This is a genomic window from Pedobacter aquatilis, from assembly GCF_030409415.1.
Taxonomy (GTDB): Bacteria; Bacteroidota; Bacteroidia; order Sphingobacteriales; family Sphingobacteriaceae; genus Pedobacter; species Pedobacter aquatilis.
On sequence record NZ_JAUFPW010000033.1, the window covers coordinates 30,742 to 48,324 of the forward strand.

Consider the following 17,583-nt stretch of genomic DNA (forward strand, 5'->3'; position numbering starts at 1 on the left):
TGGAATGCTGAAATTGCTTTTCTAAAAAATAGATGCGCATGGCTTAGGGCTTTAGTCTTTCAGCTTTCTACTTTAGTCTTTCAGCTTTGGGCTTAATTAGCTATTTTTGGGCTTTTAATAAAATTCATGAGCATTTCCACCAAGTACAACCCTGCAGAAACAGAAGATAAATGGTATAGCTACTGGCTATCGAAAAAGTTTTTTCACTCAGAACCTGATGAGCGTGAGCCATATACAATTGTGATTCCGCCGCCAAACGTTACCGGAGTGCTGCACATGGGGCATATGTTGAACAATACGATTCAGGATGTTTTGATTCGTAAAGCCCGTATGCAAGGTAAAAATGCTTGCTGGGTTCCTGGAACTGACCATGCATCTATCGCAACTGAAGCAAAGGTTGTGGCAATGTTAAAGGAGCAAGGCATTAATAAAAAAGACCTTTCGCGTGAAGAATTTTTGAAATATGCCTGGGAATGGAAAGAAAAATATGGCGGTATCATTTTAGAGCAGCTTAAGAAATTAGGCGCAAGTTGCGATTGGGACCGTACACGTTTTACGATGGAAGAAGATTTATCGGAAGCGGTTATCGATTCGTTTATCCATTTGTACAAAAAAGGATGGATTTATCGTGGCATCCGTATGGTAAATTGGGACCCTGCCGGGAAAACTGCCGTATCTGATGAAGAAGTTATCCGTAAGGAAGTTAACCAGAAGCTATATTACATTAAGTATAGTATTGTTAGTCCGGAAGTCGGAAAGTCGGATGATATAGACGTAAAATCTTCGGACGCCGGACATCAGACTCCTGACTATCTTGTGGTAGCAACTACTCGTCCGGAAACCATTATGGCTGATGCGGCGATTTGTGTTAACCCGAATGATGAGCGATTTGCGCATTTGAGAGGCAAGAAAGTTTTTGTGCCGTTGGTTAATCACGAAATTCCGGTTATTGAGGATGACTATGTTGATATAGAATTTGGTACGGGTTGTTTAAAAGTTACCCCAGCGCATGATTTGAACGATTATGAGTTGGGCGTTAAGCACAATTTACCAGTGACCGATATTTTAAATGATGATGGAACTTTAAATGAGTTGGCGGTTATTTTGGTGGGTGAGGACAGATTTGTTGCCCGTAAAAAAATCGCTAAATTATTGGATGAAGCTGGTCATTTAGAAAAGGTTGAAGATTATAAATCGCAGGTTGGTTTCTCAGAGCGTACCGATGCCGCGATTGAACCTAAACTTTCGATGCAATGGTTTGTGAAAATGAAAGAACTGGCACAACCTGCATTGGATGATGTTTTAAATGGTGAGGTAAATCTGATTCCGAATAAGTTTGAGAATACTTACCGCCATTGGATGGAAAATGTTCGCGATTGGAATATTTCCCGTCAGCTTTGGTGGGGACAGCAAATTCCGGCTTGGTACGATGACAAAGGAAACTGGGTTGTTGCCAAAACCAAAGATGAAGCTTTAGAAGAATTCTGGAAGAAAAAACATTTAGATGAAAGTGCTAACGAAAGCGAGAAAGCTGGTTTTAAACATCAATTGGAGCCATTTGTTAAGCAAGATGAAGATGTAATGGATACATGGTTTTCATCATGGTTGTGGCCGATTTCTGTTTTCGATGGTTTTAAAAATCCTGATAATAAAGACATAAACTACTATTACCCAACAAATGATTTGGTAACTGCACCAGAGATTATGTTTTTCTGGGTAGCACGTATGATTATGGCCGGGCATGAGTTTATGGGCAAAAAACCATTTACAAATGTTTATTTAACTGGTATTGTTCGCGATAAATTAGGTCGTAAAATGTCTAAATCGCTAGGTAATTCACCTGACCCGATTGGGCTGATTGAAAAATATGGCGCCGATGCGGTTCGTGTGGGTATGCTCATGTCATCTCCGGCAGGAAACGATTTAATGTTCGATGAAAGTTACTGTGAACAAGGCCGTAATTTCGCTTCGAAAATTTGGAATGCTTTCCGTTTGGTAAAAGGCTGGGAAGTTGATGAAAATTTAGAAAATCCAAATAAGCAAGCGATTTCCTGGTTTGAAAACCGTTTTAATGAAGCTTTGGTAGAAATTGAAGATAATTTTAAGCAGTACCGTTTATCAGAAGCTTTAATGACCACCTACAAACTGGTTTGGGACGATTTCTGTGCATGGTATTTGGAAATGGTTAAACCCGCTTACCAACAACCTATTGATGCGGAAAGCTACAAAGCAACCATTGCTTTCTTTGAAAATATTATTAAATTATTGCATCCGAATATGCCTTTTTTAACAGAAGAATTATGGCATGATGATTTATTTGCAGAACGCGGTGAATTGGATTGCTGTATAGTTGCCGAATATCCGAAAGGTGGCGCAATTGATGAGCAATTACTAAAAGATGCTGAGGTAATTAAAACCGTTGTAGCTGAAATTAGAAATGTTCGTAATCAGAAACAAATTTCGCCAAAAGAGGCTTTGCCTTTGAGTTTGAAAGTTAATTCTGACATCGATTATGAGAAATGGTTAAACATTGTTTTCAAGCTAGCCAATGTTTCAGGAGCTGAAATTGTTAATGATAAAATTCCTGGTGCAACGGCATTTATAGCTGGTAAAGATGAATTTTTTATTCCTTTAACTGAAAATATTGATGTTGATGCAGAGCGGATACGTTTAAATGCTGATTTGGTTTACCTTCAAGGTTTCTTAAAATCTGTTGATGCTAAGTTGAGTAACGAGCGTTTTGTGCAAAATGCAAAGCCAGAAATTATCGCGAATGAGCGCAATAAAAAAGCAGATGCCGAAGCTAAAATCAAGATAATTGAAGAGAATTTAGCGATGTTGAAGTAAGAAGTTCCACCCAGCCTCCGCAAATGGAGTGCTCAAAAAGGGATGCCAATGCAAACTTTCTTGCTTTTTACATTTTAAACCTTTCAGGATAATTTCTGAAAGGCTTTTTTTTTTACGCATTACAATTCCCGCCTACGCGGGAATGACGGCCGATTTATTGCTTCAGTACAAATATATAAATTCATAATTTCAAACGTTTTCCATAATTTGCTTTGATATCGCCATCTTCCTATAAATACGCTTTAATTGCTTTTAAAGTTAATTTAGCAGACTTGGTTAGCACTTTTAACATCACACGGTTTCAAAAAAATTACTTACGGTTTTTAATCTAATGATGCAAAAATCATATTTTAGTTCTTATTAAATCGGTTTACCACACCGCTTTGCATTTTAAATTCTAACCTAAATCCCAAAATGGAAAATTCCAGAAGAAAATTTATTAAACAATCGGCCGTTTTTGCTGCGGCAACTTACGCAGGCACAATGGCCATGAGCGCCAAAAGTTATGGCAGAATCATTGGTGCTAACGACCGTGTTCGAGTTGGCGTAGTTGGTTTTTCAGACCGATTTAAAGACACGCTTTTACCTTGTTTCTTAAACCATAACAAAGAACTAAATTTTGATGTTGTTGGATTATCTGATTTATGGAATTACCGCCGAGATTTAGGCATTGCGCATTTAAAGGAGAAATTCGGCCACGATATAAAGGCTTGCAGAAATAACGATGAACTTTACGCAACAAAAGATTTAGATGCCGTAATCATAAGTACAGCCGATTTTCAGCATGCTTTGCATACCATTGAAGCCGTTAAAGCCAATTGCGATGCTTACGTAGAAAAACCTTTTGCTGAGACGATGGATGATGCAAAGGCCGCCTTAAAAGCCGTAAAAGCAACAGATAGAATTGTGCAAATTGGTTCTCAGCGTAGAAGTGGCGAAAATTATGCCAACGCAGCAAAGTTTATCCAGGAAGGAAAATTTGGTCCCATTACAGCAGTAGATTTAGTTTGGAACGTAAATCAACCTGGCCGTTGGCGCAGACCAGATTTAGTTGCAAAACTTAAGGAAGAAGATATCGATTGGAAAAGATTTTTATTAAATCGTCCTAATGAAGCATTCGACCCAAGAAAATATTTAGAATATAGATTGTTTTGGCCATATTCTTCTGGTATGCCAGGTCAATGGATGTCGCACCAAATTGATACCGTACATTGGTTTACTAACTTAAAACACCCAAGAAGCGTGGTCGCTAACGGCGGAATATACACCTGGAAAGATGGTCGCAGAAATTGGGATTCGATGGTAGCGGTTTTTGATTATGGTCAGCCAAATTCTCAGGATGGATTTCAGGTAACTTTTACCTCAAGAATGCAAAATAGCGTTGGAGATACAGGCGAAGTTTACTATTCTAACGGTGGCGAATTAAATTTAATCACCAATAAAATATCTCCAAAAGGTGGTCTAAGAGAGAGAGAAGCTGCCGCGATGGGTTTAAAAGCTAATCTTTTACCAGAAATGGATTTAAGTAAAACTGCTATCAAAGCTGCAACTGGTGCAAATATGGGCGGCGACCCTTTAACTTCTGGTCACATGAGAAACTGGATGGAATGCGTTCGCAGCCGTAAAACACCAAATGCTCCGGTAGAGGCTGGTTATTCGCATTCAATTGCTAATATCATGACTAATGCTGCGGTTCGTACTGGGGCAAAATCAGTTTTTGATGAGGCTAAACAAGAAGTAATGGCTAACGGAAAAGTTTTTAAATATTAAATTATAAACCACCTTAGGCACCTAAGAAAATCTAAGGTTATTAATAATGCTTAGGTGTCTAAGGTGGTAAAATCATACACAAATGTTCAACATAAAAAAATACAGTATTCTAACACTTTCATTAATAAGTTTATCCGCCTTTGCGCAAAAATCGAAACCACTTTTCGATGGTAAAACTTTAAACGGTTGGAAAGCCGTTGCCGGTGCAGCGCCTTATAAGGTAGAGGATGGTGCAATCGTTGGTACAATGACAAAGGGAACGCCGAACTCTTTTCTAATAACCGAAAAAGAATATGGAGATTATATTCTGGAAATAGATGTAAAGTTAGAGGGTGAAAGTACAAATTCAGGCATCCAAACACGTAGCCATCTAAAACCTGAAGGCAATAATGGCAGAGGCTTAGTTTTCGGTCGCCAAATGGAAATCGACCCTGCGCCAAGAGCTTGGACTGGTGGTATTTACGATGAAGCCCGCAGATTATGGCTTTATCCTTTGGAATTAAATCCAACGGCAAAATCGTTATACAAAAAGAACGAATACAACCATTACCGCATCGAAAATATTGGTAATGAACTTAAAACCTGGGTCAACGGAAAACCAGTAGCTTATGTTATCGATACTTTAGATAAATCTGGTTTTATAGGCTTGCAAGTACATGGAATTGGTAATATTTTAGAAAACGATGGTAAAAAGGTTTACTTCAAAAACATCAATATACAAACTGAAAACTTAAAGCCAAAAGCATTTCCAAAAGGAATTTATACGGTTAACTTAACCCCAAATACTTTATCAACATACGAAAAATCTGAGGGTTATAAATTACTATTTGATGGAAAAACCAGTAATGGTTGGGTTGGAGCACACAAAACAACATTTCCAGAAAAAGGCTGGAAAATTGCCGATGGTGTAATCAGTGTTGAGCCATCAGGCGGTGCTGAGTCTACAAATGGTGGCGATATCGTTTCGAAAGAAGAGTTTTCGGCTTTTGATATGTCGTTTGAGTTTAAACTAACCCCTGGCGCAAATAGCGGTGTTAAATATTTTGTTACCTTGAACGAGAAAAGTGCAGGTTCGGCAATTGGCCTGGAGTACCAAGTTTTAGATGATGTTTTGCATCCCGATGCTAAGCTTGGCAGAGATGGAAACCGTACGTTGGCTTCGCTTTACGATTTAATGACGGCTAAAAAAGAGCCACGCTATCTACGTCCAATTGGCAGCTGGAACAATGCCCGTTTAGTAGTTTATCCAGATAATAGGGTAGAGCATTACTTAAATGGCGTTAAGGTTTTAGAATACGTTCGCGGTTCAGATGAGTTTAAGAAACTCGTTGCCATTAGTAAATATAAAAACTGGGAAAACTTTGGTCAGGCGGCAAAGGGCCACATTTTAATTCAAGACCACGGCAATAAAGTAGATTTCAGAACCATTAAAATTAAAACGTTAAAGTAGCATAAACCTTAAGCTGATGTTGGTTTTTTGAAAACGAACATCAGCTTTTCATGGCAGGCAGCAATCCCGCTATTAGCTGCAATCTTTTGGCTCAACTCACAAAGTTTTTTCTCCTAGATTCTTTTGAGACTTCTTAAGTTTGGTAAGCCAAAAGTATTTCCGCTGCTATCGGGTTTATAATTAATGCTGGTGCATCAAAAAAGTAGCAACAAACAACTAATAATTATTTTAAGCAAGAGTCTGCGTTTAGCTAAGTCAAAGTACTACATCTTCGTTAAACTCAAATCCGGCCTAACAAATTTTTGGGTAAGCACTGAAAAAGCCAAAGTAGAAATTTTAAAACAAAAATTTTCAGCCGGCAATTTTGTTTCTTTTGTTGTCAAAAGAAAATAGCCCGTCCGGCCAGGACATGATGATAGATTTACAGATATTGTCCTCTCAAAAGAATTACAAATCATTCCATCATAAAAACTTATTTTTACAATAAAACATACAGCCTAAAATTTCTATCATGCACCGTCGTTCGTTTATAAAAAAATCAGCATTATTTAGTTCAGGTTTATTAGTTGCTGATGCTGCCGTTGCAAACCTAAGTTTAAATCGAGAAAAAATCATCAATATTGCCATGATAGGTTGCGGCGATAGGGGAAAAGGCGTGCTGTCGGTTATTAAATCTATGCCCTCAAAATTTAACATCGTTGCTTACTGCGATGTATTGGATTTTCGATTGGATGAAACCAAGAAATATGTGCCTGAATCTGCCAAGGCAGTTAAAAACTACAAACAGATTTTAGATAACAAAAATATTGAAGCTGTTTTTATCGCAACGCCATTAAGCGAACATTTCCAGATTGCAAAAGATTCGGTTTTGGCGGGTAAACATGTTTACGTAGAAAAAACCATGACGTATAATATTCCTCAGGCATTAGAGTTGCGAAATCTGGTATTAAAATACCCAAAGCAAGTTTATCAGGTTGGTTATCAATACCGCTATTCTCCATTATATTTTAAAGTAAAAGATATGATTAAGAGCGGCTATTTAGGCAATGTTTCATCTGTAGATTGCCGTTGGGATAGAAACGGAAACTGGCGTAGAAAAGTTAACGACCCAAAACTAGAGCGTCAAATTAACTGGCGGATGTATAAGGAATACTCTGGCGGTTTGGCAGCAGAATTACTTTCTCACCAAATCGATTTTATTAATTGGGCATTTGAAACGCAACCCGACGTAATAACAGGAACTGGTGGCATTGATATTTTTAAAGATGGAAGAGAAACTTACGATAACATCCAGGCGATGTTTAGATATGAAAAAGCTGGTATGATTGGTAATTTCGGAGCAACTTGCGGTAATGCACACGATGGATACTTGTTCAAAATAAAAGGAACAAAAGGTTCGGTAAATCTATTGCCCGATACAGGGATTTTCTATCCAGAGCAACAAACAAAAAAGGAATTAGGTATTGTGGATGGTGTAACAGGAGCTACAAAAATTGTGGTGAACAAAGATGGTGGGATTCCAATTTTAGATGCGCCTACAAAAGATGGAACAACTTATGCATTAGATGAATTTTACGAATCGGTTATTTCAGGTAAAGTTCCCGCATCCAATGTTAAAACCGGTACACAAGCCGCAATTTGTGTAGCGCTTTGTAATGAAGCAATATATTCAGGTAGCAAGAGGCTTTGGAAACAAGAATATAATTTATAATATTTTTCATATTATCCATTCCGTCATTTCGACTGGAGTGCAGCGAAGTGGAGAAATCTTCTAATATCTTGCACTCCTTAAATTGTAATTTAATCTTGCCGTCATTTCGACTGGAGTGCAACGAATTGGAGAAATCTTTTAACTTAGATTCCAAAGTTCAAAGATTTCTCGGCTACGCTCGAAATGACGGTTTAGTCATTTTGCCTAATCATTATTCCTGCATAGGCGGGAATCTTAAGGCTTATTTATCACTTTAAGTAAATATATGTCATTTTTGTCTTGGCCAGACGGGCTCTTTCTTTTTGATGTCAAAAAGAAACAAAAAACACCGGCTGAAAATTTGTCTATTAAAGTTACTGCTTAGGCTGGAACAGTTCTTCCCGAAAAATTTATTAGGCCGGATTTAATTAGAACGTAGATTTTGTGATAAGGCTTAACCAAAGCTAAATGTAATTTATCTATTACAGGATTATAGTAATGAGAATATGATTTTGAAAACTAAACTTATAATATCTTGTAGTCCTTAAATTGTAATTTAATCTTACCGTCATTTTGACTGGAGTGCAACGAATTGGAGAAATCTTTTAACTTAGATTCCAAGGTTCAAAGATTTCTCGGCTACGCTCGAAATGACGGTTTGGTCATTTTGCCTAATCATCATTCCCGCGTAGGCGGAAATGTTAAAGCTTATATTTCACTATTATTAAGGTAATTTAAGGAACTTACAATTATATTGGAGTAGGTGTAAGCCATGCTTTAGGGCCTAGCATATTTTGGAAGTAGAAAGCAGAAAAATCTCAGCACAACTAATCATTAAAAGAAATTTCTAAGATAATTTTCAGTCCCGATTTTTCTTCGGGACCTTAAATTATCGCAATTAAGATTTTTCTAGCTTTATACAACAAAAGATGCAAGCCTTGATTTTTTGTTTCTTTTTTATCAAGAAAAAAGAAAGAGTCTGTCGGGCTAAGACAAACAAAAAATAAAAAAGATACTAATTACAAATCCAAATAATCAGGCATTTCTGGTGTAAAAACAAAACTAGCTTTAGCCAAATCCATTTTAGCAAAAACATGTTGCAAGCCATTTGTTAACACAATCCATTTTGCCTGATGGATGGAATTATACCTTGATGCCTGCTCAAACACAGCCTCTGTAATTTTTACATTTGGCGCTTTACATTCAATCAGCATTAATTTTTCTCCAGCTGCATTATAAACTAAAATATCACTACGCTTTTGTAATTGATTTAACATCAAACCACCTTCAATTTGAATTAGCGTTTTCGGAAATTTCTTCGATAAAATCAAGTCCTGAATAAAATGCTGACGAACCCATTCTTCTGGCGTTAAAACCAAATGCTTTTTCCTCAATTCATCGAAAATAAAAACAACATTATCTTTCTTGGTGATTTTAAAAGGATAAGGCGGTAAATTAAGCGGAGTGGGGTTAAACATCTTAGGTTTTCGTTATGCAATTTAACAATTAACCAATTGAACAATTAAGCAATTAACCAATATACCCCAAAGTTAATATTGTTTATAAACATTTACCTAAATCCTAAAAGCTAAATTGTAATTTTACAACCAATGACTGCTGCCGAAATTATTAAGGACATAAAAGCGAGAAAGTTTAAGCCTGTTTATTTATTACACGGCGAAGAAGCTTACTACATCGATCAGGTAACCGAATACATCGAAAATAAATTACTGAATGATGCCGAAAAGGGTTTCAACCAGACGGTTTTATATGGTAAGGATACTGATATGGCAACTGTATTGGGAGCTGCAAAGCGATACCCAATGATGTCTGAATTTCAGGTGGTAATTGTTAAAGAAGCACAAGACCTAAAATGGGGAAAAGAAGATGCTAGTAGCAAAGAAGCCGAATTCGTACTAAATTATTTCGAAAAACCTTTACCAAGTACAATCTTAGTTTTAGCATTTAAGTATGCCAATTTCGATAAACGCAAGAAAATTTACAAAGCCATCAATAAAAGCGGCTTAATTTTTCAATCAGATCCAGTTCGCGATTATAAACTTGTTCCATGGATTGAAGATTTTATCAAAGAAAAAGGTTATAAAATCGACCAGCAAGCATCAGCCTTAATGGCTGAATATTTAGGAACTGATCTTTCTAAAATCGCTAACGAGATAGAAAAGTTAATGCTAAATGTGCCAAAAGATGTTACCATCAATACAGATTTAGTTCAAAAAAATATCGGCATAAGTAAAGAATACAACGTTTTTGAATTGCAAAAAGCCTTAGCTATTCGTGATGTATTAAAGTGCAATAAAATTATAAACTACTTTGCCAGCAATCCGAAAGCAAATCCTACAGTTATGGTTTTGGCCAATTTGGGCGGCTATTTTACCAAACTTTTAAAATATCATTACGTACCTAATAAAGCTGATGCAGCTTCAGCTTTAGGCGTTTCGCCATATTTTATCAAAGATTACGAAATCGCAGCAAGAAATTATAACACCGGAAAAGTCTTTCAGGTAATCAGTTTATTAAGAGAATACGATTTAAAGAGTAAAGGTTTAGATAGCTCTGGAAATGTAAGCGATGGAGAACTTTTAAAAGAATTGGTATTTAAAATTGTTCATTAGCACTCAAGGTTATTTGTCGAGTATGCGATGAATAGTTCAGGATTTAATTGTTTAGATTTTCAGCGTTGGTTAATTTTTGGCCATGCAATTGGCCAGTTTAGCAATTCCAACAATTAAACACTTCTGTAATCACAAATAATTCCATTGTAACTTAAAAGTTATTGGCGAAATCGTGTTGAATCTTGGTTCTAAGCTATATTTACGATCAAATCAACTAATTTGTTATGAAGAAAAATTTACTCAGCATTTTATTTGCTGTTTCTGCTGTTACTTTCGCTTCGGCACAAGTAAGGCAAGGTGCCGGTGCTGCACCTGGTGATACAACAAGAAGAGCCCCTGGAGCAGCTTTAGGTTCTGGTGTTAGGGCACAACCAAAACCATACGATCAAGTAATCACATCTAAGGCATCTACCAGAAAAGGCATGATTACTACCCACAAAATTGAAGATAAATTCTATTTTGAAATTGCTGATACAACTTTAGGTAGAGATATCTTAGTGGTAAGCAGAATATCAAAATCTGGTGCAGAAGTTAGAGCAGTACAAGGATATGCTGGCGACCAGATTGGAAGTGCTGTAATTCGTTTTGAGAAGGGGCCGAATAATCGCATTTTCATGCGTAAGGTAAGTTACAGAACTTATGGTCCGGATAGTACAACCTCGATGTATCAATCTTTGAAGAATTCAAATATTCAGGCAATTGCAGCCTCATTTAATATTGCAGCTTACACTCCCGCGAAAAACGGAAGCGTAATTGATATTACTGATTATTTAAATAGTGATAACGATATTTTCTATTTTAGTTCTCCGATATCAAAAACTAGATTTAGATTAGGTACGCAACAAGCAGATAGAAGCTACATTCAAAGCTTAAGAAGTTTTCCAACCAATGTTGAAATCAGGACAGTTAAAACCTATAGCTTAACTGCAGCTCCAAATCCATTTGGCGGTGCTGCGGCTCCTGCAATGGGTGGTGGTGCTTCCGCTGGTTCATCAACTATCGAATTAAATACTTCTTTAGTGATTTTGCCTAAAGTACCAATGAAAGCTCGTTACTTCGATCCTCGTGTTGGTTATTTTGCGGTTGGTTATACTGATTTCGATTTAAATCCACAGGGTGTTAAGGAAATTGAATTGATTAAAAGATGGAGGTTAGAACCAAAACCACAGGATTTAGCCAAATATAAACGCGGTGAACTTGTTGAGCCAATTAAACCAATTATTTTTTATATCGATCCTGCAACTCCTAAAAAATGGGTGCCATATTTAATTGCGGGAGTAAATGATTGGGCAAAGGCTTTTGAGAAAGCTGGTTTCAAAAATGCAGTTATGGGCAAGGAAGCCCCAACATTTAAACAAGATTCTACATGGAGTATTGATGATGCCCGTAATTCTGCAATTGTTTACAAACCATCAGAAATTGCAAATGCCAGCGGACCAAGTATTTCTGATCCACGTAGTGGAGAAATAATGGAAAGCCATATCAACTGGTTCCATAATGTTCAAAAACTGGTTCACGATTGGTATATGATTCAAACGGCTGCGGTAGATACAAGAGCTCGTAAAATGACTTTCAGCGATGAGTTAATGGGCGATTTAATTCGTTTTGTTTCTTCTCACGAAGTTGGTCACACTTTAGGTTTGCGCCACAATTATGGTTCAAGTTCAACTGTTCCTACTGAGTTATTGAGAGATAAAAAATGGGTAGAAGCTAACGGACATACACCTTCAATTATGGATTATGCCCGTTTCAATTACGTAGCACAACCGGAAGATAAAATTTCAGCGAAAGGATTATATCCTCGCATTGGCGATTACGATAAATGGGCAATCGAATGGGGATACAAATACTTCCCAGAAACTAGAAATGCACAACAAGAAGTGCCAATTTTGAATAAAATGGTTATCGAATCGGCTAAAAATCGCAGATTGTGGTTCGGTACGGAAACAAATCCAGATGATCCGCATTCGCAAAATGAAGATTTATCTGATAACGCTATGAAAGCAAGTACTTATGGCATTAAAAACCTTAAAGTAATTTTGACAAACTTACCTGAGTGGACAAAAGAGCCAGCAGATGGTTATGATAATCTTTCGAATATGTACGGTCAGTTAACTACTCAGTTTGGTCGTTACATGGGGCATGTTGCTAAAAATATTGGCGGTATTTACGAAAATCCAAAAACAGTAGAGCAAGAAGGTTCTGTTTATGAGCGTACACCTGCTGCAACGCAAAAAGAGGCAATGACATTTCTAGATACCCAATTATTTAAAACACCAACCTGGTTGTTAAATAAGGGTATTTTGGATAACATCTCTCAAGATGGTTTAGAGGTTGTTGGCAGATTACAAAACACAACAATTAACAGATTATTAGGTACAAGTACATTAACTAAATTGATTTCTGCTGAAGCTTTAGATGGCGCATCTGCATATAAAATCACCGATTTATTTACAGATTTAAATGCTTCAATCTTTACAGAATTAAAATCTAATCAGGCAATTGATGTGTACAGAAGAAACTTGCAGAAGTTATACGTAGATAAATTAATTTCGATAATTAAACCTGCAACGCCTGCTACAACTGCAACCAATGCAATTTTAGTTGGTAGAGGTGGTACAACACAAGGCGGTATATCTGCTTCACAAAGTGATGTAGCTTCAGTTGTAAAAGGACAATTAAGAGAGCTTGATGCAACAATTAAAACTGGTGCAACTGCTGCTACAGGTTTAAGTAAATATCATTTGCAAGATTTATCTGATAGAATAGAAAATGCTTTAGACAGCAAAAAGTAACATTTAATAAAATAAAAAAGGAGTTTCAATTTTGAAACTCCTTTTTTATGCAATTACATTTCGTTTAACCCGACAAATGCCAAGGCTACGATTGCGAGTCCGCCGGCTACATAACCAACCGTTCCAATTGTAGAGCGTTTTTTAACAACTTTGTTATTGTCTTTTGTGTTTTGATGAGCAGCCTGTCTGTAGGCTTTTACATAAATAGAATCGTTAAGCAGCGAAACACTACTCGTTGTGTTTGTTGTAGGCTTAAAAATATCTGATGTGTGTTTACTTCTTTCACTCCTGAATTTCCTTAGATTTTCGTCACTAATTTTGAATTTTTCAGCATCGGCAGCGGCCATTTTTTTTATAGAATCTGGATGTATAGATTGCGAAAAAGATTGTGTGGATGCCGCAAGCATGCACACAAGAAAAACTTTAAGGGACTTATTCATATATAAAATTACAATTTTAATCCCAATCAAATACCAGTTTTTGCTGATGAATTTTATAGAGATTACGTTAATATAGATTGGGAAATTAATGCATAGGTAGGTACACATTTCCAAATATTAACAGAAAAACGTGAATTTTGTTTTCACTCTTTTTTAGTACTTCAAAAGCCCAGAAACATACAGTTTTATGCTGTATTCGCTCAATTAAATATTAAAAATAAACGGTTCAGCCAGTTAATCAGGATGATATCTGAAAATACAAAATAATAAACAATTTAAGTTTAGATTGGCTATATTATAGAATTTTTGTAGTTGTTAATACAAGGGTTTCAATCGAATTTTCTGCGTTTCTGTAAGCTTTTCATTTAGCGCTTTTAGTCTTGTGATGCTAAGTAGAGTTCCAGCCAGCTAATTTTTTAATTGAGGATACTGATTTTTGGTATAGAATATCTAAACGACAAAGTACCCAGCTTATTCTTTACTCCAAATATTGGTGCGGTTAATATGATATGACCTCCTCTTTGTGAATTTATATGTGGACCCTTTACGTTGAGGAATGCATTATTGTAAAATGTTGAGTAGGGAAAACCTTTTTCTCGATCATCAGTTGAAGCAATGATGCGGCCGCTCAGGTCAACAACGGAAATTTCTTCAAAATTTTGTTCATGTACTAATTGCTTCAAGTATTCATCAATATTGTTCATATCTCTATCAATCATTTTCGAGCGAACCGCCCATACCAAAGGTTTGGACATCACAATAAGTTGTTGCCTCAATGTTGAATCTATCTGCTTAGAAATTTGGTTCTTGAGTAGCTTATTTTTGTAATTGTTTTCTCTAATAAGCTTATTAGTTTCAACCTCTTTATGAACCCATAACAAACTAATTAGGATTAGTGCACCCAAAATTGTAATGATTAGCGCTTTTCCAGAAGTCGCAGGATACTGATTCATTGATATTAGATGATGAAATGTATTATTTATTTAAGAAGTATTATACCATGAATACTAAAACAGGCAAATTTGTTTTGGATTTAAAAAAATATTGAGCACTTAAGCCAGCAGATGCTATGTTTCCCTTATCTAAGGGCTTTGGTATAGCTTTTTAGGGAGTCGAATTGAATTTTGTGAGAATTCTACATAGCATAATCGAATACAAATTGATTCCAGTTCTTAACAGGTATTTTAATACATTCAATGGGTTTTGCCATTGTTATGATAAAATTAACGATAATAAAAAAATATAAAAGGTTATTGGAATGTGTTATTTTTGCTGGGATTGGCAAATAAAACTCTGTTCCTTTATATTCTATTACGAAATGGTTTTAGAATAGGCAGTAATTTTATAGATAAGGTTTTAAATCTCTAAGTTTTAAAATAGTTGCCCTGTAAAGATGTTAATAATCAGGTATATCTGAAAGCAATTTATTAACTGCTGAGCTAAAAAAAACCATTAAATCACTTTTAAACATGAAAAAAATACAATATTGGTTAGTAAAATCTTAACTGAACCATGTTTTTTTGGCGGGTTTGCCTTATGTCGATTTCGTCAACGGCATTGTCAACAGAGCTGCCGAAAACCCCCTATAAATATTAATAATACACAAATATTGGCTAGTCAAGTCGTTTTTTACCAGCCTTTACAAGTGAATTCAAAACATTCCTCAGGGCACTGTTAATTAGCTCAAATGTACGAAAAAAGTGCGATTCCAGCAAGGTTTGTCAACGGTTTTGTCAACGATTTTGAGGTAAATTTTAAATAAAAAAAGCTATTTTTTTTGGAAAAAAATATTGGCTCGTAAGGGACTAACCTATTAATAAAAAAGCTACTTTTAGCTAGAATTTGTCAACCCTTTTGCTTCAAACTATTGTCAAAATCACTGTTGACAAAACCGTTGACAAACCATTATAGTATATTGATTATCAGTCAATTAAAGGGATCTAGTTGAGAAAATCACCTCGATATCTATCGGGATTTCAAATAAAGATTAGTCTTAAACCACCCAATATTAGTTTGTTATTATTCCGGTTAACATTCTGTAATTCAGTTTTTTTTTCTTAATAGCCTGTTGAAAAAATGATAAGGACGGGCTGGTGCATTATAATCTCATCGACTTATTGTACTTGACCAGATACTCGTTTATAGCTTCAGATTTGTCTGCTTTTTGCTTCGTTTTTTTTGGTTTTTCCTGAGTGAAAATCCTTTTCACAAAAACTGAAGTTTCCTGGGTTTCCTTGGCTATCGATAACAGTTCAGTCAGTTTATCCTGTAAATTGCCGCCGTCATCTGGTAGTTGTAAGCTTGAGACTTGATTATTTAGCTCCATGAGCTCGATAAGCCTTTCCATTTGTGGAAGGAAATCGGAGAGGAGATGGGCGATGTTTTCCAGTTGTGAGAAAATTTCGAAGATGTTTCCAAGCCCGATGGGTTTTGAGCTGGATTCAACCCTCTTTTTGATTTTTTCTTTCTGCACTGTACCCATTGTTTTTGGACAAATATGTCCATTTCCAAAAGTGCCGAATGACAATCTCCAAGGGTGAGGTTATCACTTCGGTTCAAGGGGCGGGTTGCCGGTAGTGCCCGGATTCTTAGCAAGTGCATTGATAGCCGTTAATGTCCAAAATAAAGGATGTCTTCCAGTTATCCAACCTGCAGATTTCTAAAATAACTGATACGCTGCCGATTTAATGTCCAAAGTCTGCTGGAGATTGGTTTCGATAAATATCCTGAATTCCTGTTAGATGGCGAACTTGCAATCCTTTCGACTTAGACAGTGCGGAATGCCTATTTACGTATTTTGAACAATCCCATTGATATCAATCCACATTAAATTTACAGCACCATATCTGATCTTTTTTTCGGTTGTTGTACTGGACAAGTTTAGGATCCTTTTTCCCAAGCAGAGGATGCTGTGAAAGAAAATGATCAGCTTCAGCACTTAATCAGACTATCCACTGCGTTTCTTCAAAAAGAAACCCGCAACAGTTAGTACAATTGCCAGAGGTAGGATGATAACCAGATGGGGAGTCATTAATTTCTGTGTCTTTTGATATAAATCTTTGTTTTTCAGTATTATAGCATTAAGTTTAAAGTGGATTTTTTGCTGATGATTAAAAACCTATTTTGTTTATTGATGTTGTTAAGTGATAAATCTCTGATCATTCATGCTAGTAAAAGCGATTTTCATCAACCTGCTGCTCCTTGCTATTTATTGTACGCTGATTATTACCGGCTCGGCTGCTTCCGACAGGGGCTTCAGCATAGCCATTGGTGGCGGAATATGCATGGCCCTGCAAGTTGGGCTGAATGTGGTTTCGGGATTCATCATACTCGCGATAGGAAAACGGCACCTTGCAATAGCGCTTTTGGTCAGCGGTGGAGTAGTGGCCGGGGTTGGATTTGTGAGTTGGCTAATTCTGCTGAGTATCTATGGATAGATTTCATTTAACCTGGGCTTTTGCTCCATCAATTTGGAACTTGAGATTTTCTGTTTTGCTGATGAGTTAGTCATTGAACTCCGTTGCAAGCATTGGTGCCTGATTGCGCACAAGTGATTATATGACGATGACCCTTGTCTTGGCACAACTCACTCACGAAACTTCTCTGTAACTTCAACCAGGTTGCCGTTTTTGTCAAATCTCTTACTGCTCTCGACCGGTCTTTTCCGGTGGATGTAGGCGTTGATGTATTTCATTAGTCGCAGCAGGATGATAACGGCTCCGGCCGGTGCTCCAAGTTTTGTAAGTTCCTGCAGAGTGTTGATGATTTCCTTATAGTGCATAGATATCACATTAAATAATGATGCTGTCCACTTTTTTGGGGCTGAAGTGCCTTATTATACAATTTATTTTTGACATTCCAAAGGACAGCATATTTCCATGCATTCAAGGCTCCTTTACTTAGGTTTGATGATAAAAACTTAAAGATTTCGTTTTGCTTTAATCTCTTCCCAATCTCT

11 protein-coding genes are annotated in these 17,583 nt (G+C 36.5%); 7 read left to right on the forward strand and 4 right to left on the reverse strand.

What is annotated here, in order from left to right:
• Nucleotides 1–126 precede the first annotated feature (126 nt).
• The 4 genes from QWY86_RS15160 to QWY86_RS15175 all read left to right on the forward strand — a co-directional run bounded on the left by QWY86_RS15160 (nucleotide 127) and on the right by QWY86_RS15175 (nucleotide 7,778).
• The gene (locus tag QWY86_RS15160; protein ID WP_290243199.1) at nucleotides 127–2,847 is read left to right on the forward strand and encodes a valine--tRNA ligase; all 2,721 of its coding nucleotides are present in this window, start codon (nucleotides 127–129) and stop codon (nucleotides 2,845–2,847) included.
• A 414-nt stretch (nucleotides 2,848–3,261) separates the two neighbouring features.
• The gene (locus tag QWY86_RS15165; protein ID WP_290243200.1) at nucleotides 3,262–4,617 is read left to right on the forward strand and encodes a Gfo/Idh/MocA family protein; all 1,356 of its coding nucleotides are present in this window, start codon (nucleotides 3,262–3,264) and stop codon (nucleotides 4,615–4,617) included.
• A gap of 82 nt (nucleotides 4,618–4,699) precedes the next feature.
• Nucleotides 4,700–6,067, forward strand: a complete 1,368-nt coding sequence (locus QWY86_RS15170; protein WP_290243201.1) for a 3-keto-disaccharide hydrolase — start codon at nucleotides 4,700–4,702, stop codon at nucleotides 6,065–6,067.
• A 511-nt stretch (nucleotides 6,068–6,578) separates the two neighbouring features.
• Nucleotides 6,579–7,778, forward strand: a complete 1,200-nt coding sequence (locus tag QWY86_RS15175) for a Gfo/Idh/MocA family protein (protein WP_290243202.1) — start codon at nucleotides 6,579–6,581, stop codon at nucleotides 7,776–7,778.
• Between the two features lie 998 nt (nucleotides 7,779–8,776).
• Here QWY86_RS15175 and QWY86_RS15180 read toward each other — a convergent pair.
• A complete protein-coding gene (locus QWY86_RS15180) occupies nucleotides 8,777–9,235 on the reverse strand; it encodes a type I restriction enzyme HsdR N-terminal domain-containing protein (RefSeq protein WP_290243204.1) in 459 nt (152 codons plus the stop codon).
• Between the two features lie 132 nt (nucleotides 9,236–9,367).
• On the opposite strand from QWY86_RS15180, the gene holA reads away from it, so the two are divergent.
• Nucleotides 9,368–10,390 (forward strand): DNA polymerase III subunit delta, encoded by a 1,023-nt coding sequence (gene holA / locus QWY86_RS15185; protein WP_290243205.1) that lies wholly within the window; start codon nucleotides 9,368–9,370, stop codon nucleotides 10,388–10,390.
• Between the two features lie 224 nt (nucleotides 10,391–10,614).
• On the forward strand, nucleotides 10,615–13,185 hold the full coding sequence (locus QWY86_RS15190; protein WP_290243206.1) for a zinc-dependent metalloprotease: 2,571 nt from the start codon (nucleotides 10,615–10,617) through the stop codon (nucleotides 13,183–13,185).
• A gap of 53 nt (nucleotides 13,186–13,238) precedes the next feature.
• On the opposite strand, the gene QWY86_RS15195 is transcribed toward QWY86_RS15190, so the two are convergent.
• The 3 genes from QWY86_RS15195 to QWY86_RS15205 form a co-directional block, all read right to left on the reverse strand.
• Entirely contained in the window at nucleotides 13,239–13,625 is a 387-nt protein-coding gene (locus QWY86_RS15195) for a hypothetical protein (RefSeq protein ID WP_290243207.1), read from the reverse strand.
• A gap of 416 nt (nucleotides 13,626–14,041) precedes the next feature.
• Complete coding sequence (locus tag QWY86_RS15200) at nucleotides 14,042–14,578, reverse strand: hypothetical protein (protein WP_290243209.1); 537 nt, start codon at nucleotides 14,576–14,578, stop codon at nucleotides 14,042–14,044.
• A gap of 1,145 nt (nucleotides 14,579–15,723) precedes the next feature.
• A complete protein-coding gene (locus tag QWY86_RS15205; protein ID WP_290243211.1) occupies nucleotides 15,724–16,107 on the reverse strand; it encodes a hypothetical protein in 384 nt (127 codons plus the stop codon).
• Nucleotides 16,108–16,789: 682 nt separating this feature from the next.
• Between QWY86_RS15205 and QWY86_RS15210 the strand changes: the two genes are divergently transcribed.
• Nucleotides 16,790–17,062, forward strand: a complete 273-nt coding sequence (locus QWY86_RS15210; protein WP_290243213.1) for a hypothetical protein — start codon at nucleotides 16,790–16,792, stop codon at nucleotides 17,060–17,062.
• The last annotated feature ends 521 nt before the right edge of the window (nucleotides 17,063–17,583 follow it).